General features: G+C 68.7%; 14 protein-coding genes and 2 pseudogenes. 6 read left to right on the forward strand and 10 right to left on the reverse strand.

Annotation, left to right across the window (positions count from 1 at the left end):
• Positions 1-330: 330 nt before the first annotated feature.
• The 4 genes from SLINC_RS50125 to SLINC_RS45040 are packed head-to-tail and all read right to left on the reverse strand — an operon-like array spanning position 331 to position 9,294.
• Entirely contained in the window at positions 331-5,025 is a 4,695-nt protein-coding gene (locus tag SLINC_RS50125) for an SAV_2336 N-terminal domain-related protein (protein WP_079165048.1), read from the reverse strand.
• Positions 5,022-6,167 (reverse strand): AAA family ATPase, encoded by a 1,146-nt coding sequence (locus SLINC_RS45030; protein ID WP_067444523.1) that lies wholly within the window; start codon positions 6,165-6,167, stop codon positions 5,022-5,024. Before SLINC_RS45030 ends, SLINC_RS50125 begins: the two co-directional genes overlap by 4 nt.
• The gene (locus tag SLINC_RS45035) at positions 6,164-8,080 is read right to left on the reverse strand and encodes a VMAP-C domain-containing protein (RefSeq protein ID WP_067444526.1); all 1,917 of its coding nucleotides are present in this window, start codon (positions 8,078-8,080) and stop codon (positions 6,164-6,166) included. Before SLINC_RS45035 ends, SLINC_RS45030 begins: the two co-directional genes overlap by 4 nt.
• Positions 8,077-9,294: an alpha/beta fold hydrolase gene (locus SLINC_RS45040; protein WP_067444529.1), complete on the reverse strand. Its 1,218-nt coding sequence runs from the start codon at positions 9,292-9,294 to the stop codon at positions 8,077-8,079. The genes SLINC_RS45035 and SLINC_RS45040 overlap by 4 nt, the downstream gene beginning before the upstream one ends.
• A 158-nt stretch (positions 9,295-9,452) precedes the next feature.
• Here SLINC_RS45040 and SLINC_RS45045 point away from each other — a divergent pair, with 158 nt between their 5' ends.
• Together SLINC_RS45045 and SLINC_RS45050 are read left to right on the forward strand one after the other, a co-directional pair.
• Positions 9,453-9,767, forward strand: coding sequence for a hypothetical protein (locus SLINC_RS45045; RefSeq protein ID WP_159425429.1), 315 nt, complete (start codon positions 9,453-9,455; stop codon positions 9,765-9,767).
• Positions 9,768-9,842: 75 nt separating this feature from the next.
• A complete protein-coding gene (locus tag SLINC_RS45050; protein ID WP_335743789.1) occupies positions 9,843-10,964 on the forward strand; it encodes an IS630 family transposase in 1,122 nt (373 codons plus the stop codon).
• Here SLINC_RS45050 and SLINC_RS45055 read toward each other — a convergent pair whose 3' ends face one another.
• The 3 genes from SLINC_RS45055 to SLINC_RS45070 all read right to left on the reverse strand — a co-directional run bounded on the left by SLINC_RS45055 (position 10,965) and on the right by SLINC_RS45070 (position 14,332).
• Positions 10,965-11,432 (reverse strand): GNAT family N-acetyltransferase, encoded by a 468-nt coding sequence (locus SLINC_RS45055; protein ID WP_067444538.1) that lies wholly within the window; start codon positions 11,430-11,432, stop codon positions 10,965-10,967.
• A 264-nt stretch (positions 11,433-11,696) separates the two neighbouring features.
• Positions 11,697-12,332, reverse strand: a complete 636-nt coding sequence (locus SLINC_RS45060) for a hypothetical protein (protein WP_237282048.1) — start codon at positions 12,330-12,332, stop codon at positions 11,697-11,699.
• A gap of 755 nt (positions 12,333-13,087) precedes the next feature.
• The gene (locus SLINC_RS45070) at positions 13,088-14,332 is read right to left on the reverse strand and encodes an MFS transporter (protein ID WP_067446580.1); all 1,245 of its coding nucleotides are present in this window, start codon (positions 14,330-14,332) and stop codon (positions 13,088-13,090) included.
• A 26-nt stretch (positions 14,333-14,358) separates the two neighbouring features.
• On the opposite strand from SLINC_RS45070, the gene SLINC_RS45075 reads away from it, so the two are divergent.
• Complete coding sequence (locus tag SLINC_RS45075) at positions 14,359-14,883, forward strand: CGNR zinc finger domain-containing protein (RefSeq protein ID WP_067444546.1); 525 nt, start codon at positions 14,359-14,361, stop codon at positions 14,881-14,883.
• Positions 14,884-15,119: 236 nt separating this feature from the next.
• Positions 15,120-15,953 (forward strand): NAD(P)H-binding protein, encoded by an 834-nt coding sequence (locus SLINC_RS45080; RefSeq protein ID WP_067444548.1) that lies wholly within the window; start codon positions 15,120-15,122, stop codon positions 15,951-15,953.
• Between the two features lie 49 nt (positions 15,954-16,002).
• Here SLINC_RS45080 and SLINC_RS49880 read toward each other — a convergent pair.
• A pseudogene (locus SLINC_RS49880) lies at positions 16,003-16,182 on the reverse strand (ATP-binding protein); the annotation flags it as partial.
• A gap of 1,046 nt (positions 16,183-17,228) precedes the next feature.
• The gene (locus tag SLINC_RS45090) at positions 17,229-17,606 is read right to left on the reverse strand and encodes a MerR family transcriptional regulator (protein ID WP_067444554.1); all 378 of its coding nucleotides are present in this window, start codon (positions 17,604-17,606) and stop codon (positions 17,229-17,231) included.
• A gap of 76 nt (positions 17,607-17,682) precedes the next feature.
• Here SLINC_RS45090 and SLINC_RS45095 point away from each other — a divergent pair, with 76 nt between their 5' ends.
• Positions 17,683-18,411: an SDR family oxidoreductase gene (locus SLINC_RS45095; protein ID WP_067444557.1), complete on the forward strand. Its 729-nt coding sequence runs from the start codon at positions 17,683-17,685 to the stop codon at positions 18,409-18,411.
• A 96-nt stretch (positions 18,412-18,507) separates the two neighbouring features.
• Here the strand turns inward: SLINC_RS45095 and SLINC_RS46995 are convergent.
• Positions 18,508-18,615 (reverse strand): annotated as a pseudogene (locus SLINC_RS46995) (transposase); the annotation flags it as partial.
• 519 nt (positions 18,616-19,134) lie between these two features.
• On the opposite strand from SLINC_RS46995, the gene SLINC_RS45100 reads away from it, so the two are divergent.
• Positions 19,135-20,280, forward strand: a complete 1,146-nt coding sequence (locus SLINC_RS45100) for a hypothetical protein (protein WP_237282049.1) — start codon at positions 19,135-19,137, stop codon at positions 20,278-20,280.
• Positions 20,281-20,300 lie beyond the last annotated feature (20 nt).

Here is a 20,300-nt window from a genome sequence, read left to right on the forward strand (position 1 = left end):
GGGGAGCCGGCCGCCTGACAGATCCGGCAGTTCCAGAAGCTGCTGCGGCAGGCGAGGGCCCTCGTGATCTTCCCGGCCTCGTACGCCGCGGTGATGACCGCGCCCGCCGCCCTCGGAGCCGCCCCGGTCCCGGCGCGCCGGGACCGAGGCGGGAGGCGGGCGCGCTGTTCCGTGATGTTGGGCAGCCCCGTAAGCGCGTCGTGGCTGACTTGATGCAGCAGGCCTGTACAAGCGCTGGCAACCGCGCCGAACGCCGTGCTGACGTCCTCGCCTACACCGCAGTCGTATCCGAGTGTCGTCTGCTGGGTGCAGCAGACCCGCGATGCCCAGTCACTCGTTTCTCCCCAGTCCGGCCACCGCGGCAGTGGCTTGGGCGTATGACATCTCGCTGAGCCGGTACGGGTCCAGGAGCCGCCCGAAGCACCCTGGCAGATGGCTGTCGGATGCCGCACGGATGCGCTCCTGCTCGTCCTGCTGGGTTGGGATGGTGATCTCGCTTGCGCACGCGGGGCACTGGAACAGGTAGGACTTACGGCCAGACTTGAGCCCCCGGGGCGTTCTGGAAGTTGCGCCGCGCCGCGCAACGCTTTCGTCTCCGTGAAGTGCGCGTAGTGCCGCCTCAAGTTCGTGTCTCCGCCCGGGGTCGTCGTCGACGGCCACCACCGCGTCGAACAGCTCCCCCAGCGCCTCCGGATGGCGCCGGGCGAGGGAGGTGAGGATGCTCACCACATCGGTGCGAGCCTTGGTGTGACGGGGAAGTGCCGCGGTCACACGAGGCGACAGCGCAGCGACAACGCTCTGGAGTTCGGTGGGATCGGTCATCGCTGGATAGGCGAGCAGCGCCTCGACCGCACGGTGTAGCGGCGCGGCGGGAGGTCGCTCGGGCGCGAGCGGGGTCGTGGGGGAGGCTTCGGAGAGAACCTCGGTGCGCTCGGGGCTACGCAGCCGGATGTCGGGGTACTGCAGAGTGGGCCTTGCTTCCCCGAGGGCCGCGATACGCGCGCGTAAGGCCGGAAACAGTTCCTCCGGATCGGGTAGTGCGGGCAGCGTCGCGGCTCGGTCGGCCAGCAGGCCGAGCAGGACGTCGGAGAAGAGGCCGGTACCGGGATTGGGGTCGTTGGCGGCGGGCCGTCCGCGGCCCGCCGCCCGCAGCACTGTCTGATGGTGCGTGGGGGTCCACCGCCACACGGGTAGGGCGTCCGGCGGCAGTTGCTCGCGGGAGGGCAGGTCCTCCTCGAAGATCTCGCAGGCGTCCACGATCCACAGCTGTTTGCCGAGTGCGGGCACTGCGTCGCTCGCGTACCGTTCGACGGCCGAGTGCAGGTCGATGCCCAGCTTGTCGGTGGTGGTGGCGTCGGAGCAGAGCAGCCGCAGTTGGCCGGCCTGGTCGAGGGTGCCGTGTCCGCCCCACCACACCCACAGGATCTCGCCCGGCGCCAGGGGCAGTTCGCGGATCAGGACCCGGCGCAGCGTGGCCTGGTCGGCGGGCTCGTAGCGGACGTCGGGGACGTACGGCGGCAACGGCGCGAGGTGGAGCCGCAGCTGGGTCTCGGGCACGCCGGCCTCGCGCAGAAGCCTGTGGAAGCGGACGGCGTCCCGCGCGGGCCCGGGCAGGTCCCACGGTGTGCCGGCGTCGTAGCGCTCGACGCCGACGATCAGGGCGTGCACCCGGGCAGGGTCGACCTCTCGTGCCGGTGCGGAGTCTTCGCGCGCATATCCGGGAATGCGGTCCAGGAGTTGGGCGATGCCGGCGTGGGTGACGGTGTCGACGGCGAGGGGGCGGAGAGGCCTGAGGAAGGCCGGTAGGTCCTCGGTGGTGCTGCCAGGCAGGAGCACAGGCAGGATCCGTCGACTCAGATTCTCCGGGCCGTGGGCGAGCTCGTTGCGGAGCAAGCGGGCTTCCGATGCTACGCGGACCTGACTGGCGGTGTCCGATTGAGCGGTGTCGGCGTGGCGCTTGTACTCCGGTGAGGCGATCGCCAGGATGACGTCCGCCGCTTCCATTTCGTGCCGCATCCGGGCTGCCCAGTCCCGGGAGCCCTCAAGCTCGCCTGCGTTGAGACGGACATTGATGCCCGCAGCGCTCAGCACCTCGACCAGGTTATGGATCTGCTCGGCGTGGGCGCCGTTGTCGTCTTCGTGGGTGTAGGAAATGAACACCCGTGGCGGCGGGTGCCTGGCCGACGTGTCGTTTGTACGGTCGCCCTCGGCTGGCGAGGTCGGCGTGGCGGGTAGGCGTTGCAGTGGGGGGATGCCCGGCATGTAAGGGCGGCAGAATTCGGTGAAGTCCCCTTCGTTGACCAGAGTGCTGATACCGGCGACAGCGAGGCGGCTGCCTGCGGAGCGGCCGATGACGAAGCCCAGGAGGAATCCCTCAGAAAACACGGGCGCTCCGGCCATTGCTTTCTCGAGAGATCTCGGCAGGGGACTGGAGGGCTCGAATTCGTATGCGGCCTCCAGATGGGATGGCGAGAGATACAGGACGCCGGCCAGATGGCCGCTTGCTTGCGGGGCGGCCCTGTCCGCGACGGTGACGCCGGTGATGTGGCAGGGGCTTAGTGGTTCATCGCCGGTCAGCTGTGCCCAGTGGGGGAGGGAGAAGTGGCTGTCGGTGGCGGGCTCGGCGAGGTTGTTCTCGGCGAGGAGCAGGGCTGCGTCGTAGGCGTCGTGGCTCCACAGCACGCGGCAGTCGACCCAGCTGTCCGCCGTGACGGTGCCGCGACTGCTGCAGACCTCTATTTTCTCCAGTCGGCTGCGCCGGTCCTGGATGTGCGCAGCGGTGAGGACCAGACGCGGGCCCAGCAGGAAGCCAGTACCCAGTTGCTTGAACCCGCTTCCGGCGTGCGCTGGGTCACTGGTGCTGGCGATCATGACGAGCCGTGTGTGTGACGGTTCGTCTGGCCATCGCTTGGGCGTGGCGTCGACCGGGGAGATGCGGATGACCTCGGCGTGGTCGATGAGGCGGCGCAATTCGCGGTCGCTTTCGAAGCCCTCACTCGACCCTTCAGCCATTGCCACAAGGCTGTCCCAGGCCGTGGGGGTGAGCGTTCCGAGGATCATGACAGGTGCCCGCTGGGTGTCCTCGATCAAGTCACGCAGGGTGCGTGCCATGTCTGCGATGGGGAAACCGGGAACCGTCGTGTACGTCTGGAGATCGTTGAGCATGACGACTGTTCGGGGACCGACATCGGGTGCCCCCCGCGCCAACGTGAGGGAGGCGTCAGGCGACCACGCCCTCCAGTCGTCCGGCATCTCCTGGGTGGCGCGTGCTGCGGCGTAGGTTTTGCCCGAACCGGGCTCCCCCACCAGCACTGCAAGAGTGCTGTGGCCGTTGACTGCCCGGCCCATGGCCTCGCGTAGGCGAGCGTCCACGTTACGCTCGATGTAGCGCAGCAGGTGGTCCTCGTGCGAGGGCGGGGCCTCCCGGACGGGGAGCCCCACCGGGCTCGGCGTGCTCACCCGGTCGGCGAACGGCAGGGCATCCGGGCTTATGGTCCGGCTGCCGTCCCCGCCCGCTGCTGCACCGCGCGCGGCGAGGAAGTCGCCGACCGGGCCCGCGCCCCGCTGCGTGACGAAGGCTCCCATCTCGCGGCGTACGAGTTCCTGTACCGTGGTGATCTCGTGCCGTCGCTGTGAACCGAGCAGGGCCTCCCTCACGCCGGCGCGGAAGCGGAACGGCATCTGTTCCATGTCCGTGCGCCCGTCCCGGGCTGCACGTTCCCAGGACTCGAAGAGCCCGCCGAGCGCGACCTCCGCGAGGTGCCCGGGTTCCGAGTCCGGGAGCATGATCTGTCGTACGAGGTTCATCACCGGCAGATTCAGCGGCACGGCGGACAGGTAGCCGGCCAGCGTCTGGGCGATCGGAGATGCGCCGGCCCGGAAGTGGCGGAGGATCTCGTCGACGGCGACCGGCCGGTTGTGGACCGGGCCCGGCGGGACGGGCGGAGACGCGGTCAGGCCCTCCGGACTGCGGGAAACGGTCAGACACGGCAGGCGGCTCCAGCGGCCGCCGCCTGCCACCAGCTCCGCCAGTGCGGAGATCGAGCTGGCGCTCACCTCCACGACTGGGATCGCGATGCCTTCGGCGAGGGCATCGCGGCGACGTTGGCTGCGGCGGCTTCCTGCGACAGGTCCCAGCCGCCAGGATGTATTGGGGGCGGCAGGCTTGGGGGCCCTGACCATATGCGGCTGGGGTCGGACGGCGCCGCGGTCCCACAGCCTGCGGGGCAAAACGTTGAGCAGGGCGACTGGGCCGTGGGACGACCAGTGCCGCAGCACGTCCTGGACCCCGGAAGTATTCCAGCCGTCGGCCACCGTGTCCGTGACGACGAGCACCAGGCGGTGGCCTGCAGGGTCGGCGACTTCCTGGACACTGCGGGGCTCGCCACTGGCCCGGGCGACGGACGGGGCTTCGTCTGGTCCCGTACCGCTCAGGTACCAGGTCCGCACGTCGCGGAAGATGCCGGTCTGGGCGAAGACGCGGCGGAGTTCGGTCACCAGGTCGTGCCAGAGCCGCATCGAGTGGTGAGTGTCCACGACGAGGGCGAGGTCCAGCCACCGGCCCCTGCAGGGACGGATGACCGGGACCGGGAGGCACTGCTCGATGGTGCTCCGGACGGTGAGTTCTTCGTCGAGTTCACCTCGGGCGGCATCGCCGGGCAGGCCGGCATGCCGTCCGAGAGGCCGCAGTGCCCGCATCACGGCCAGGGGGTCGTGCAGGGACGCGGCACGCCGGACGCGGACGAGGTCGGCATGCCGTGGGGCTGAGCCGGGGGTGTCGGTTATGTCGGCGGCACTGTAGAACTGTTCGGCGGGAGGCGGATCGGTGGAGGAAGCCGCTGGTGAGGGAGAGTCCAGCGCCCGTGGCGGCTGGGCGCTCCCGTCGACGTGCGCGTCACTCGGGTGGTCGGGGGGTCGGATGCCGGGACCGTCGATGCGGGCGGCCAGCCACAGGATCTCCGCCAGTTCCTCGGGCCCGGCGTTGACGCCGGACGCACCGAGGGCGTCGAACAGTTCCTCGATCATGTCAGCGGGCCGGTGAGGCGTTGCAGGACGGTGTCGAGGAACGTGGTGCGGTCGCCGTCATCTGACCATGCCCCGCTGAGCCTGAGCTGTACGGCGTTGAGTAGCTGGTCGGTTGCGAGGTCGCCCTCCACACGCCGCGTGAGGAAGGCCTCGATGAGGTCGTGGTACGGCTCGTCGGCTCCCGCTTGCAGGTCGAGTCGCTGCCGGACGATCTGTGTCAGTTTCTCGCGGCTGGGCGCCTCCACGTTGAGTCGGATGCAGCGGCGCAGGAACGGCGGCGGGAAGTCGCGTTCGCCGTTGCTGGTCAGGACGATGATGGGGAAGCTGAGGCACTGGACGCGGCCGCGTTCGATCTCCACATGAGGTTCCGGGTCGTCCTGCGTACCGATCTTTACTTTGGACTGGTGGGCGGCGATCCGCGCGAGCTCGGGGATCTCGAAGGAGCCCTCCTCGAAGACGGTGAGCAGGTCGCCGGGAAGGTCGATGTCGCTCTTGTCGATTTCGTCAACGAGGAGCACGCGGGGCCGTTCCTGGGCCACGAGCGCGGTGCCCAGGGGGCCGAGGCGCAGGTATGGGGCAATGGGGCCACCCGGTGTACGGGGGCCGGCGGCGGGAGGCGGCGAGGTGATGGAGGTGGGCTGGCGGGGTGTCAACTTGTCTGCGGAGTGTTGTCCTTTGACAAGCGCGGCGGCTGCCGCGTCGAGGTGGCGCAGGTTGGCGTCGTGCAGTCGTCCGATGGCGTCGTACTGGTAGAGGCCGTCGCGCAGGGAACTGCGGCTGGTGATGGGCCAGTGCAGTACTGGGCCAAGTTCCAGGTCGGCAGCGATGCTGTGGGCGAGCGTCGATTTGCCGACGCCGGGCTTGCCGGTGACGAGTAGCGGCCGGCGCAGATACAGCGCCGTGTTCACGGCGTCTATCTCTGCCTCGTCGGGCACATAGCCGGCGCCGCGGCTAAGGGTTTCGTCCCAGGCGGCCCCGAAGGTACCGGGCGGGGTATAGCCGGGGTCGGGCTCGCCCTTGAAGGCCCGCCACGGCGGACGGTGTTCGGTGAGGCGGGCCTGCCTGTCAGCAGGCGTCCCAGCGCCCTGGTAGATCCACCAGTCCTTGGTTGCTTCCGCCGCAGCCACCCTGTCTCCATTCATGACGTGAGCGTCCGTCCTCCGGGAATGCGCCCGGGGTCGTCCCACATGAGGGCGAGAGGACGCTGGGCGATTCGTGCCTGCCGGAGCCGGGCGGGCAGAGTCTGTACGTCGAGTTGGGCAGTTCCTGCCGCCAGCGCGGTGCGGATCGGCTCGGCCGCCTCTCCCTGGAAGTCAGCTGGTCGGCGCCAGATAGCTATCGGCACCCCACCGTCGAGTATGGCGTCCAGCGTGTCCATGATCATGGGTTCCGTGACCTCGGCGAGGACGCATACGGGCGGCCCGGCCTGTTGGAGTGTGGCGCCAAGATTCGCGGACACGTCACTGTCGCGGATGTCGAGCACGGCATGCGGGTGCCGGCCGCCCTGGGTCCTGAGCCATGACCATTTGCGGCGCCAGGGTTCCACGGAGAGTCCATCGCGTTCGTCGGGGCAGCGCAGCAGGACATCGAAGTAGCAGCCGAGCTCTTTCGTCCTGTTGCCGCGCCAGGGGATGTGCCAGGACTCGAACGGCTCCTCCAGGAGGTCGTACGGCACGTGGAACTCGATGCGTGTCGGGGCGCACGAGGGGCGGGCGCCAAGTTGTTGGCCGAGCGCTGCGCGGACGGTTTCCAGATCCAGTGGCTGGCTCGCCTCCCATACGCTTTCGAACTTGTGCTGGTAGAGCCACATACGGGTCCAGTACCGGCTGTTGGCATCGTGCCTGAGCTGGACGTGCAGGGCCGGGCTTTCGGCGGCACGCTCCGGCGGCGCGGGCACAGGGGCCGTGCCGAGGCGCTCGCGGGTGCGGTCCACCCAGGCGTTGGCCTCGGCGGCCCAGTCGGGACTTCTCCTGGTGGCCCGGTCTGCCAGATGGCGTACGAAGGGCAGGGTGAGCGGGCGGTCCCGATGTCTGCCCTGGCGGCTGTCGAGGTCACGCACGATATCCAGAAGATCATCCGCGGGGAGCACGTCGCCGGGCGGAACGGCGCAGCCGGTGACCTCGAAAGCCCACCGGTAGGCGTCATAGGAGTACGGAGGTAACGGGCGATTCCTCAGGAGCTGCCCGAGCTCGGTCCAGGCAGGCGGGTCGAGGACGGGCGCGTCGGACGGATCGGGAACGGTGCCGGTGACGTCGTCGGCCCAGTGGTCGCCGAAAAGGGTCGACCCCTCCCAGCCCTCGCTGATGACGAACTGCGGCTCCTGCCACGCCTCGCCCCTGGCGCGCATGATGCTGAAGTCCGCTTGGACGGCGCGGGTGATGCCGACCAGCCCCTCGACACTCTCGTCGACCGCCTTGCCGTCCAGGCGTTTCAGCAGCGTGTCCGTGAACTGACCCGCCTGTCGTTCCGCTTGGTTCTGGGCCGCCTGACCGGGGCGTGCAGCGTAGAGAACGAATTGCCGTCGTTCGTGAATGAGGTCGCCGGCCTCGGGTTCGATGGTTCCGAATCTGAGTTTCCTTGCCCGCTTGGCCTCGATGCGGCAGGTGTCGCCCACGGCGACGAGGCGGCGGAAACGCCCTCCGGCGACATTGCTCGATCGCCACCAGCGCAGAGCGGCCTGGAGGTTGAGGTGGCGGGTGAGGAGGGTCGTGGCATCCGTGAAAGGGAGGAGCAGCTGCTGCCTTTCATCAACGAAGCCATGCCCCGCCCAGTAGATCCACAAAAGATCTCCGTCGCATTTGGGGAGTTCCTCGAAGAGCACCCGGTGGACGTTCTCAAGAGTGGCCGACGGACAGGTTCTGGCGCGGGTTTGGTCCAGGGGCGACAGCAGCAAATGCACATGGGACGGTGGCACGCCAGCTTGGCCGGTGAGCCAGTCGGCGAAGCGAACCGCGTCGCGTGCCGGGCCGGGAAGCGACCAACCAGCGCCCACCTGATAGGATTCGATGCCCACGACCAGTGCAAAGACCCTCTCGGGATCGAGAGCGGGGGTCATCGCAGAGCCTCACCGATCTGGTCGTAGACCGCGTCGAGCTTCCAGTACGCGCTGTGCGAGACGGGGAAAGGCTGCCGGCTACGCACCTCGTGATCGGCTACCCGAGAGTCGCCAGGAAAGACGGGCTCGGCCAGGTAGGAGAGCAGGTCCCTGCGGTCGTAGATGTTCAGCCACTGAGGGAAGCCGGGCGGCAGGGTAGCGCCGGGCGGGAGGCCGGCGAGGGCACCGAGTTCGTGCAGGAAGGGGGCCTGGGAACCGACCGTGACTAGTAGCCGTACCGACAGGGGCTGCTGGCGAACAGCGGCCAGGGCCAGAGCATCCACGAGGGCGATGCCACCGAGGCTGTGGCCGATCACGACGGGCGGTTCCGGGCTCTGCCCGATGACTTGTGCCAGGCGGTCGCGGAGCGGGCCGCCGCGTGCCTGGTAGCGCAGGATGTCCCCCACCTCGGATGCCCGGTCCGAGGTGAACTCGCCCCGCTGGCGGTCCAAGACAGATTGCGGAGTCAGGCGTAACCCAAGCTTGAGGAGCATGCCTGCTACCCGGGTCACAGGGCCGCGCGCTGTCCCGCCGATCCGGCTGCTCAGCAGGTCCACGATCCGGTCCCGTTCGTCGCCGGTGCATATCACCATGTCCTGGGCACCGGCGAGCAAGAGCGCAACGATGGCACGGCTCGTGGCAGTGGTGAGTTCCGCCGCGGAGGCATCATCCTGTGCAGCGGCGCACGCGTCACGGAACTCGTCGGAAGCCGCTATCTCATCCAGCGCCTCGCCGTAGCTGTCGATGAGGCCGACGTCCCTGAGCAGGTGGGTCAGCTCATCCGCTCCGTCCGTACCCCGCTGAAGCTCTCTGGGCAGCTTTCCGAGGCTGCTGGCGACCGACTCGCCCGCTGACTGCACGCCCGGCATCCCGAGTTCGTCATCTTCGGTGCCCAGCTCGGCGAGGACCCTAAGTTCGCAGAGTGGGTCGGTGAGGAGCAGCAACCACTCAGCTGCATCTGCTGCTTCGGGATCACTGAGAGCGCCGCGTGTGGTTGCGATCCCTGGGACGGAAGCGCCGCCCGCGCTGAGTGTCGTTCCGAACGTGTCACCCCAGTAGCACGGCTCGACGTCCGCATCCTGGAATCGTTCAACCAGCCCTTTGCATACCCACCGGAACAGGTCGTCGAAGCGCTCGCGGCGCACCCCGGTTCCATGCACGAAGATGAATCGCATCTATCCCCCCAACTTGCGTGTGCTGTACGGAGGATAGGGCGCATAGCGTTGCTAGAACACCTATTCAACCCATTCTCGTCATTCAAGTCTGCTTGTCCTGGGATGGTTGGTATGAGCGGGTGCGGTTGCTTCGGGGATGGGGCGCCCCCGTCGCGGAGATGCACGTCCGCGTCGGCGCCGACTTCGTCACCGTCGCCGATGAAGGGCTGGCCCGCCCCGGCATCCTCGCTTGCCAGCCCTACGCGGACGCCGACATCGGCTACGCCGGCCGGGTGTCAGCCCATCACCCGCTATCCGGCGTGCTCATCAATCCATTCTTGGGGGATGAGAGCGTCTCTGTTGCGCCCGTTGTATCGGACGCAGTCCTGGTACCACTGGTCGGGCTCGTTACGCCGGAGCAGCCCACCATCTCGGCGGGGATGTTGCGCCGGGCGCCACCGGTTCGCAGCACGTACATCACGCTAGTGCTGTGACCGGGAAGGTTCGCCGGGTTGGTGGTCGTGGCGGTTGGATGTGCGGTGACGTTCGATCCGACCGCTGGAGGTGCGGTGGCTGAGCCTGTCCGTGTGCGAAGACTGACTGACCAGGAGGGGCAGCGGCTGCAGCAGATCGTGCGTCGGGGCAGCACGAGTTCTGTGCGCTATCGGCGCGCGATGATGCTGCTGGCCTCGGCCGGCGGGAACCGCGTGCCGGTGATCGCACAACTGGTGCAGGCCGACGAGGACACCGTCCGGGACGTGATCCACCGCTTCAACGAGATCGGCCTGGCCTGCCTGGACCCTCAGTGGGCGGGAGGCCGTCCCCGCCTTCTCAAGCCTGACGACGAGGACTTCGTCATCCAGACGGCTACCACCCGCCCTGCGAAGCTCGGCCATCCCTTCACCTGTTGGTCGCTGCGCAAACTCGTCGCCTACCTGCGGAAAGTCCACGGCCGAGTCATCCGGATCGGCCGCGAGGCATTACGTTGCCTGCTCGCCCGCCGTGGCGTCACCTTCCAGCGCACCAAGACATGGAAGGAGTCCCCCGACCCGGAACGCGAGCCGAAGCTGGACCGGATCGTGGAGGTGCTGGACCGTTTCCCGGACCGGGTCTTCGCGTTCGACGAGTTCGGCCCGCTCGGAATCCGGCCCACCGCAGGCTCGGGCTGGGCCAAGCAGGGTCACCCCGACCGGCTGCCCGCCACCTACCACCGCACCCACGGCGTCCGGTACTTTCACGGATGCTACTCGGTCGGCGACGACCGCCTGTGGGGCGTCAACCGCCGCAGGAAAGGTGCCGCGAACACGCTGGTCGCGCTGAAGTCGATCCGCGCCGCCCGGCCTGACGGCGCCCCGATCTACGTGATCATGGACAATCTGTCCGCCCACAAGGGCGCCGACATCCGCCGCTGGGCGAAGAAGAGCAAGGTCGAGTTGTGCTTTACCCCGACCTACGCCTCGTGGGCGAACCCGATCGAGGCGCACTTCGGACCGCTGAGGCAGTTCACCATCGCCAACTCCCATCACCTCAACCACCCAGTGCAGACCCGGGCCCTGCACGCGTACCTGTGGTGGCGTAACGCCAATGCCCGCCACCGCGACGTCCTGGCCGCCGAGCGCAAGGAACGTGCCCGCGTCCGTAGCGAGAAAGGCATCCGCTGGGGCGGCCGACCCCTTCCGGCAGCGGCTTGATCAGACAGGGACTTCAAATATGGTTTCGAGGCCGTCTTCCTCATCCCATTGCTCTCCGACCTCCACAAAGCCGAACCCGGATATCGTGGCCAGGGATGCGGTGTTGTCAGGACTGATCGTCACCCGCACGGTCCTGACTCCGGGTTCGGCAACAGACCGATGTATCAACTCGGCCAGAATCGCCCTGGCGTAGCCCTGACGGCGGTAGGCGGGGGCCACGGAGTAACCGAGCTCCACCATGCCTGCCTCATCTGGCGGCCCGTGGAACCCGGCATACCCCACGACGGCACCTTCCGGCTCGGCTACCACAGTCTGCGTGAGCCACCCCGCGCAACCCGGGTCCGAGATGAGCTGATTGATCCGGTACTGCCACACCCACTTTGCTGTGTCCGTGACGAAGTACTCGGTGAGAGCGATACCTGCTTCGGCACTGGCTTGAGTCAGATCGTCGTTCAGCAAGGCGGTCATGGCCGTGCTCGATAACTCAACAAATCGTACGGACCTCGGGCTGGTGGGGACTGCGGTCCGGAGCTCGGCTTTGTCTGTCACAGCGCAAATCGTCGTGGAGCGTCCAGGACGTGTCCAACGGTTTTCGCGGTGGCCTATACACGCCCCGACCAGACTGAGGCCCCACCTACTCGGCCCTACCCACGACCCGGTGAACCTTCCCGGTCAGAGCACTAGCGAGTGCCGCTCGGTCGGGGACATGCCGCCGTCGAGGAAAGCGGAGCATCAGCCGACGTTGAAGTCGAGATTGGTCACGTACCAGGCGTCCTCGATCTTGCTGGACTCCACGTTGACGTCCAGCTGCCCAGCCTCCAGCCCGGTGGAGTGGGACAGGATGATCTTGTCGAGGGCCTGTCCGTCGACGGTGACCTTGTCCGCGGGGACGGTCACCTTGTCACCGGCGGCCGGGACCTTGGCGACTTCCACCTGCGGATGGTCCGTGGGCGGCTCGGGCGTGAACGACTCACGGAACTTCCCGAGGTTGTCCTGCATCTGTTTCACCTCGGGGTCGTCGCTGTTGCACTTCGCTGGGGTGCCCGCCTGCGCGGGCGCGCCAGCGGCGGCCGGTTCGCCCATCAGCAGACACGCCTCCTTCGGCTGGCCCTTGATGACCGCGGTGACCCATGCGGCAACCGCGCCCTCGGCCGTGGACTGGTCTCCGGCGGAGGGCTTCGAGGCCGCCGAGCCGTCCTTCTTCTTCCCCCCGTCCGACTCCTCTCCGTCGGTTGCGGCTGGGCTGCTTGCGGTCGGCTTCTTGGCCGCGGCAGGGTCCGAATCGCTCGAGCACCCCGTGACACCCGCGATCGTCGCCGCCAGCGCGCCCCCGGCGATCCAGCCGACGGTCCGCTTCCTGTGGCTCACTAACACCGTTCCAAATCCTTCCCCTGGACAACATGGGTCTCGATGGCACCACGAGGTGACTCTCTTCTCGGTGGCGCATCGAACAAGGAGACGAGACGGGTAGCGGAACGGTTTCGTCATGGCGGCGTCGATGTGCGGCTGGTCGATCGCCGAGCCCGCAGGCTGCCGTTACGCGGTACGTGCCCCGACCACGGAACACCAATTCGGCGAGCGCCCTCGGTCATCGCCCTGGGTGTGCTTGTCCTCCTTCCAGATGGTTGCTGTCTCGGAATCCAACGAGTCGGCGCCGAAGGTTGTTGTGTGGTCTACGAGGCAAACGCGGCTCGACCACAGCTCCCAGGAGAGCGAAACGATGCGGCCCTGATCCTCCATGCTCCCTCGCCGTGGCGGGGCGAAACCCTGGCGGACCTGCGTGAGGTGAACGCCCAGGCCATCGCCGAAGCGGAACTCGGCTCGAAATTCCTTCCCGGAGGAAGGATGTGGTGAATAGGCCGCCGGAGCCGGCGGCCGCTCCGGCCCCTGGCCTGGCGGCATGCCGCCAGGGGCTGTGCCGCGTGCTGTACGCCGTCGTCGGTGCCGTCGAGGGCGTGCTTGAGCAGGCTGCGGGCCTGCGGGCGCTCCAGTTTCGATGCCATTGGGTGCATGGCAAGGGCGTCCTCGTCGGGAGTCGGGAGCCGGGAGCTCGAAGCAGGCGGAGAAGTCGTCGAGCGTCTCGGGGCTGAGTGCGAAGTACAGGGGCGTTGGACTGGGACGCGTCAGCGGGGGCGGAGTTCTGCCGCGGCCGTGACCGCCAGGGCGATGAGGGTCAGCAGGGACAGCAGTGCCCAGGCCGGGGTGAAGCTGCTGGTGAGGTCGACCAGCAGGCCGAGCACGGGCGGAGCGGTGACGATGGCGATCTGGTTGACGGACATGGCCAGACCGAGGGCGAAGCCGGTCTTGCCCGGTGGGGCTGCTTCGGTGACGTAGGCGACCCACGGGCCGTACCAGCCGAAGCCGAAGAAGCCGAGCCAGACGAAGACGGCGGAAGCGACGACCGGTGCCCTCCCGGCCGGTGTCATCAGCACGGCCAGCCCGGCGATCACGGCGACCATGCAGACCAGCACGATGGCATAGCGCCCGTACCTGCTCCGGTCGCTCCATGCCGCCAGGCAGATCCGGCCCGCAACGCCCGCACCCTGGGAGGCCACCAGGACCAGGGCCGCTTTCCCGGCGCCGACCGACGACGCCTGGTGGAGGTGGAGCACGGTCAGGATGCCCACGCCGTACTGCACCGAGATCAGGCTGGTTCCCGACAGCATGATCTTCACTGTGGACGGTTCCCGGAGCATGCGTAGCCGGGCGCGGAGCTGTGCCGCTAGCGGGTCCGACGGCTCCTTGTCCTGCGGGGCGGGCGCTGTGGGCGGCCGACGGTAGCAGCCCATGAAGAGGCCGGCTCCAAGCAGCGCGACGAAGCCACCGGTCAGCAGTGTCGCCCTCCACCCGAACTCCTCAGCGACGAGTGGGAGTACGGCCGAGGCGAGCGCCGCCCCCAGCGGCAGTCCGGCCTGCCGGATACCCATGGCGAAGCCGCGCTGTGACGCGTCGAACCAAGACGCCACCGACTTGCTCCCGCCCGGCTGGACGGTGCTGTATCCCACGCCGACCACCAACAGCGCGACCAGCAGGACCGTGTATCCCGGCGCCAGGCTCGCCGCGCCCAGAGACAATCCGACCGCGCTGGCCCCGATCCCGACCACCCAGCGCTCGCTGTAGCGGTCCAGTAGCTCGCCGGCGACCAGCAGCCCGGCCAATGGCGCGAGTTGGGCCGCCGAGATCAGCAGACCCAGCTGCGCCGTGCTCAGGTCCAGGGCGCTCTGAAGGTGGACGCCGAGTGCTCCGATGCCGCCTACGAAGAAGCCGGACGCGGCTTGGGCGAAGGTGGCGATGCCCAGCACGATCCAGCGATAGCGCCACGGGTCGCGGGCCGGGGATCCGGCGCGTCCGGCGGTTTGTTGTGTCATGCCGACCACACTGTTGTAATGGTCTTATGCAACTCAACCCTTACGGCGAGAATGCGGTGAACCTGGCCGCGGAGCTGGCCAATCGTCGGCCTGAGAGCTTGGATGAGCTGGCAGACCGCTGCCGCGCCGCCGGGCTCATGCTGGAGCGCCCGGTAACAGCGGACGATTTCGGCCGAGCCCAGGCCGCGCTCGACGCCTGGGAGAGGGTCGTCGACGCCGCCGGGGAGCAGGAGCGCGCCGATCTGCTGAACCGGATGCTGGCCGAGGCCGCCGCCTACCCGCGGCTGACCTCCCACGCCGGTACCGGTTGGCATCTGCACTACCGGGACGCGGAACAGCCGCTGGGCTCCGTACTGTTCACGCTGTTCGCGGTCGGTACCGCATTGCATCTGGCGGGCCGGGGCATGCGCCGGCTGCGGCGCTGCGAGACGACCGACTGTGACCTGGCCTTCGCCGACACCTCGCGCACCGGACGACAGCGCTACTGCTCCCAGCGCTGCGCCAACCGCGACGCCGTCCGCAGACACCGGGCGCGAGCCGCGCTCACCTGACCAGTTGACGGCACGAACTCATGGTCGCCCTCGCTCGTCTTGCAGCTCTGCTGGCCCGTCACCTAACCAGAAACGCCAGGAAGCTAGATCGTTGGAGAACAGTTCCCGGCGCGAAACGCCGGACGGTCCGCGTGGGGGTCCGGCAGCGGGAAGGGCCAGGAGTCTCCTTGACCTGAAGTGAGATTGAGCTTTTAGCGTGTCCTGGAGTTGATCTCTGACGACGGGAGCACGCGCTCATGATCCTCGTGACCGGAGCCACCGGCAACATTGGCACTGCACTGCTGAGAGAGTTGCATGCATGCGGTGCAGGACCGCTGAGAGGGCTCACCCGTGACGCCTCACGGGCGACGTTCCCCGAAGGAGTCGAGGCCGTTGAGGGGGACTTCGCGGTGCCGGAGTCGTGGAAGCCCGCCCTGGACGGGGTGCGCTCGCTGTTCCTCCTCTCCCGTATGGGCCCGGACTCGGACATCCTCGCGGCAGCACGGCGGGCGGGTGTGGAGCACGTGGTACTGGTGTCGTCCATCACCGTCCAGACCCATCCGCACCTGGGCCCGGCCGACGAGAACCTGGCAGTCGAGCGGCTACTCAAGGACAGCGGCATGGACTGGACGATCCTGCGGCCGACGCAGTTCGCTTCGAACGCTCTGATGTGGGCGGGGGCGATCCGCAACCGTGAGGCGGTCCGCGCACCGTATGCGGACACGGGTCTGCCCACGATCCACCCCGCGGATATCGCGTCGGTTGCGCGAGTCGCACTGACCGAGCCCGGACACCAGGGGCGGACCCATGCCCTGACCGGCCCGGAGCCTGTGACAGCCCGGCAGCAGGTCACGGCCATCACGACAGCAGTCGGGAGGGAGGTGCCCTTCATCGAGATCAGTCGGCAGGAGGCTCACGCCCCAATGGCGGCGGTCTTCGGGGAGGAGGCAGCAGATGCGGTGCTCGACGTCATAGGCGGAGACCTCAATGACGAGCTGCTCGCGGTCCGTGACACGGTCTCGCAGATCACTGGCTCTCCGGGCAGGACGTTCCGGCAGTGGGCTGCAGAGAATGCCGACATGTTCCGCTGAGATACTGAGCCGGTGAGAGCCGCTCGTCTGATGGTTGTCGAACGCGGGGTCAGAGTGTGGGGGCCTGCTCGGCGCGGGCCTTGGTCTGGGCGAGACGGTGAGAGTCCGCGCCGGTCTCGATAATGGCTGCGTCGAAGGTGAGCCGGTCGACGATGGCCGTGCAGAGCCGTGGATCCACGAACGTGTTCGTCTATCCGCCGAAACTCTTGTTGGAGGCGATGGCATGCGGGTGCCGCTCAGTCAGTTCGCTGACGCTGCTGCGGATCGCAGGCCGGTCGCGGACCTCGCCGGGACTGGTCCGGCAGGCGTCCAACAGGGCGCGGGCGGTCTGGTCGGGACGCAGGTTCTTGCCGGCCTCCAGGGTGGCGCCGGCGTCGCCCAGCGCCCAGTGCACGCCGACTTCGTATAGGTCGAGGGCGGACTGGGCTGAGGGTGAACGCACGTCCGGACGGAACGGCCTGGGGCAGGCGGTGGGTGGCGCCGCCGACCTCTTCAGATGTGGCCGCGCTGGGCTTGGCCGGCTCCAGCCGGAGCAGAGGGCCTGATGCCGTCAACCGACCTGTTTCGGTCGGAAGATGCCTCCGCAGCTTTGGTGCCTGGCCGGCCGTCGGCCATGCCCGGTGACCTTGTCCACGCACACATGGCACATCCAGGAATCGCAGCGATCACATCGCCGCGCGTAGAGCTGGGCGCTGACATCGGCCATCGGCTCAGCCAGATCCTCCCGCGTCAGACCGAGGTTCGCGGCGATGTCCCACAAGCCCCGTTCGCCCATCGGATCGGGACGCAAGTCCTCAGGATCGATGTAGCGTCGGCAACTCACACACGTCGGATGTGGTTCAATTCGGTGGGACTCCACTTCCGACGTCGGTTCGGGTTCCGGACCCTCCTCGGGAGCTGCTTTCTCCCGCGATTCGCCGGATAGTCGACTCTTCTTGTCTCTCCCGCGGAACCATCGCATGGGCGGATAGTAGTGGCGGGGATCGGGACCCCTCCCCAAGCTGCGACAGGGCGTCAGATGGCGTGTTCGCGACTCAGGAGTCAAGGCCTTCCCTCGCATGGCCGCACTACACCGTCCTGTCGGCTGACCGGCAAACCCTGACGGCCTACGACCAGAAAGACCCTGGAGAACCAGACCACCGCGCTGGTCTCCGCCCCGCCCGAACGCCGACAATCGCGTCGGCCGCCCGACAACAGTTCACCCTCAACGACTCCTCATCGCCCCAACCAAGCCAGCGAGGTTGGATCGCTGATGAGACGTCTGGTCGACCGCGCCTACGGGTGCGTGTCCGTGACCGCGATGACCTCGTCGAGGTGGTCCAGGGTGGCCTGCAGGTCGTTGATCTGGGCCTGGATGCGCTCGCGCTCGACTCGCAGCATGGCTCGTTGCTCGGCGTCGGTGTGCCCGGCGTCCCAGCACGGCAGGAGTTCGGCGATCCTTCGGCTGGTGAGGCCGGCGGCGAACATCTGCTGGAAGAAGCGGATCAGGGGGATGGCGTCCTGCCGGTACAGGCGCTGGCCGGACGGGCTGCGCTCCGCGATGAGCAGCCCTTGCTGCTCGTAGTAGCGCACGGCGCGCACGGAGACGCCGGCACCTCGCGCCACCTCGCCGATGCGGATCAACTGCTCGGCCGCGGCCGCTGTGACAGTCATGGCGATTCCCCTCACCCCTGGCTCTGACGACCGGCACTTGCCTCTGACGCTAGCGTCAGGTTTTAGCGTACTGGCCATGGATATCAACAACTCCGTCGCCCTTGTCACCGGAGCCAACCGCGGCCTGGGCCGCGCCTTCGCCCAACGTCTGCTCGAACGGGGCGCCCACAAGGTCTACGCGACGGCCCGCCGACCGGAGACCGTGGACCTGCCCGGGGTCGAGGTGCTGCCCCTCGACATCGCCGATCCCGCATCCGTGAGGGCCGCCGCCGAGGCTGCCCCGGATGTTTCGCTGCTCATCAACAACGCGGGCATCAGTACGGGGACCGACCTGGTGACCGGGTCGCTGGACGCGGTGCGGCACGAGCTGGAGACCAACATGTTCGGCCACCTGGGAATGATCCGGGAGTTCGCGCCGACGCTCGCCAGGAACGGCGGGGGCGCGATCGTCAACGTCCTCTCCGCCATGTCGTGGTTCGGGGGCGAGGGCGCCAATGCCTACCACCTGACCAAGGCCGCCGCCTGGGCCATGACCAACGGTGTCCGCCTGGAGCTCGCCGAGCAGGGCACGCTCGTCACAGCGGTACACCTCGGCATGGCCGACACCGACATGGCGGCGGGCTGGCCCGTGGACAAGATGGCGCCGTCGGACCTGGCCGACGCGGCGCTCGACGGTGTCGAGGCGGGCTCCGCCGAGGTCCTGGCCGACCAGTGGAGCCGGGACGTCAAGTCCCGTCTGCCGCTGACGCCGGAAGAGTTCAACGCCGCCATGGACCGCGCCCTGGCAGCGCTGATGGCGGCCTGAGGGGCCCTCGGGCCGCAGGGACTTCGGTCGGCTGCTTCTCCATCGGCCTCTCGAACTCCTCTGCTTGAGGCTGAACTCGTGGTGTCGTGTCGCTGATCAGGCGGGTCCGATGGTCCGGCCGGTCTCGGCGAGGCAGCCGTCTATGAGGTGACTGCGGTACTGGATGAGGCGCAAGCCGCGTCGGATGCGCTGGTCGGGGTGTTCGGGGGACTGAAGGTCACCCACGGGCTCCCGGCCGGGCGCGCCGGCCTGCGGCGGACAGGCACTGGTCCTCGGACCAGTGCCTGTCCGGTCGGCCCTGCTCGTTTGCCGTCGCGCGGAGTTGGGCTGTGCCTGGTGGAGCCCGATCCCGGTCGCGCTGCGGCTGGAGCAGGCCGAGGATGTCGCCGGGGCCGCCGCGGCCCGGGTCCGTCGCGTCGCCGGGAACTTCCTTGGTCTGGGGTGGTGGCGACAGGGTGACCGCGGCATTCTGATCGTCTTCGGTGCGGTGTCCGGTGCGGCGGCGTCCCGCGTATGGCCCATCGCTGGAGGGGCTGCCGGTGGAGATCCTGGAGCGGATGCGCACGGACCGCGTGATGCGCAAGCCGGTCCGGGGGCCGTGGATCTGACGCCCAGGGCGGGTGCGGGCGGCCGCCGGCTGAACACCAAGCCCCCCATGGGCTGGGGTGGGCTGCTCCTGGCTGGTGTGGGCAGATAGGCTCCTGCGCCGGAGGGGATCACGGGGTGAGTGGGACAGACGAGGCGACCGCGGCGCCCGGCCGGCTGCGGCGGGCGCTGCCGCGCAGCAGGCGCGGACGGTTGCTGCTGGTTGGCGCGCTGGTGCTCGTGCTTGCGGGTACCGGACTCGGTACGTGGGCGGCAGACACCTGGCCGTGGCCGAAGGACCGCTACTGCTGGGGCGCATGGGAGCAGGACAGCGGCCCGGACTTCCTCGGCGACGAGGCCTTCGGCGACGATGAGGACGGGACACGCACCGGCACCGAGACGGCGCCCACCCGCGAGCGTCCGGCCGGCAGATGCGAGGTCGCCATCGCCGGCGACTACACGAGCAGTTACGACGGCGACAGCGTCTCCATCGGCCAGCAGGTGTCCGTCGAGTTCGGCCCGGTCCCCAAGGCCGTGCAGGCCAGGCTCGCGATGGTCCATGACGGTTTCCTGGGCGGTGACATGGCCCCGCTCCCGGACGGTCTGCCAGGCATGGTGAACGGGCGCGGTGGCCTGCTGGTGCTCCCGGAATCCTGCGATACGCGGGACGGCCGGCCGACCGTGGTCACCCTGCAGGCGTCCGGCACGTATTCCAGCGGCCCCTCCTACACCCAGGACGATCCGGCCGATCTGGGCGGTGCCCGGCAGGCGGCGGAGCTGCTTGTGGCGGCGGCCAACCGCGGGATGGCGGCGGCCGGTTGTGCGCCGGACGAGCCGCTGAGGGTCAGCTCGCCCGTCTACGACCTGCCGGGCGAGCCGGAGCGCGTCTTCCGTACCTCGGACGACGTCTGCGGCATCCGCGGCCTGCGCCTCGATGTGGAGGACGTCGCGGACCGGACCGGCGCGTTCACCGCCGACCTGCAGACATGCAGCGTCCGCGGGGATAGCAACGGCGTGCCGTACCTGGAGCTGGCGATGGTCGCCAAGCCCCGGCTGGCCGCGGTGTTCGACGGCATCGCGGGCGAACGCCCCGCGGCCCGCGGCTGGCGCGGCACGGGCACCATCGGCGAGAAGCACGCGATCGTGCGGGCCGACTGCGCCGGCCGCCCCGTCACCTTCCTGATGGGCGCCTCCAGCGACCCCGGCCACCTCGCCGTCTTCGCCAACGCGGCCGCCGCCCGCCTGGGCTGCGCCCCCATCGCCCCCGAGGGAGCCGCCCGGTGAGCAGCACTGCGGATGAGCCG

The sequence above is a fragment of the Streptomyces lincolnensis genome (genome assembly GCF_001685355.1).
GTDB lineage: Bacteria > Actinomycetota > Actinomycetes > Streptomycetales > Streptomycetaceae > Streptomyces > Streptomyces lincolnensis.

Bases quoted from the DNA above. Each gene is read 5' to 3' on its own strand.
- SLINC_RS45080 (WP_067444548.1), top strand. From the start codon at position 15,120: ATGATCCTCGTGACCGGAGCCACCGGCAACATTGGCACTGCACTGCTG.
- SLINC_RS45045 (WP_159425429.1), top strand. From the start codon at position 9,453: ATGCACGTCCGCGTCGGCGCCGACTTCGTCACCGTCGCCGATGAAGGG.
- SLINC_RS45035 (WP_067444526.1), bottom strand. From the start codon at position 8,080: ATGACCCCCGCTCTCGATCCCGAGAGGGTCTTTGCACTGGTCGTGGGC.
- SLINC_RS45090 (WP_067444554.1), bottom strand. From the start codon at position 17,606: ATGACTGTCACAGCGGCCGCGGCCGAGCAGTTGATCCGCATCGGCGAG.
- SLINC_RS45095 (WP_067444557.1), top strand. From the start codon at position 17,683: ATGGATATCAACAACTCCGTCGCCCTTGTCACCGGAGCCAACCGCGGC.
- SLINC_RS45030 (WP_067444523.1), bottom strand. From the start codon at position 6,167: ATGAATGGAGACAGGGTGGCTGCGGCGGAAGCAACCAAGGACTGGTGG.
- SLINC_RS45070 (WP_067446580.1), bottom strand. From the start codon at position 14,332: ATGACACAACAAACCGCCGGACGCGCCGGATCCCCGGCCCGCGACCCG.
- SLINC_RS50125 (WP_079165048.1), bottom strand. From the start codon at position 5,025: ATGATCGAGGAACTGTTCGACGCCCTCGGTGCGTCCGGCGTCAACGCC.
- SLINC_RS45040 (WP_067444529.1), bottom strand. From the start codon at position 9,294: ATGCGATTCATCTTCGTGCATGGAACCGGGGTGCGCCGCGAGCGCTTC.
- SLINC_RS45055 (WP_067444538.1), bottom strand. From the start codon at position 11,432: ATGACCGCCTTGCTGAACGACGATCTGACTCAAGCCAGTGCCGAAGCA.
- SLINC_RS45075 (WP_067444546.1), top strand. From the start codon at position 14,359: ATGCAACTCAACCCTTACGGCGAGAATGCGGTGAACCTGGCCGCGGAG.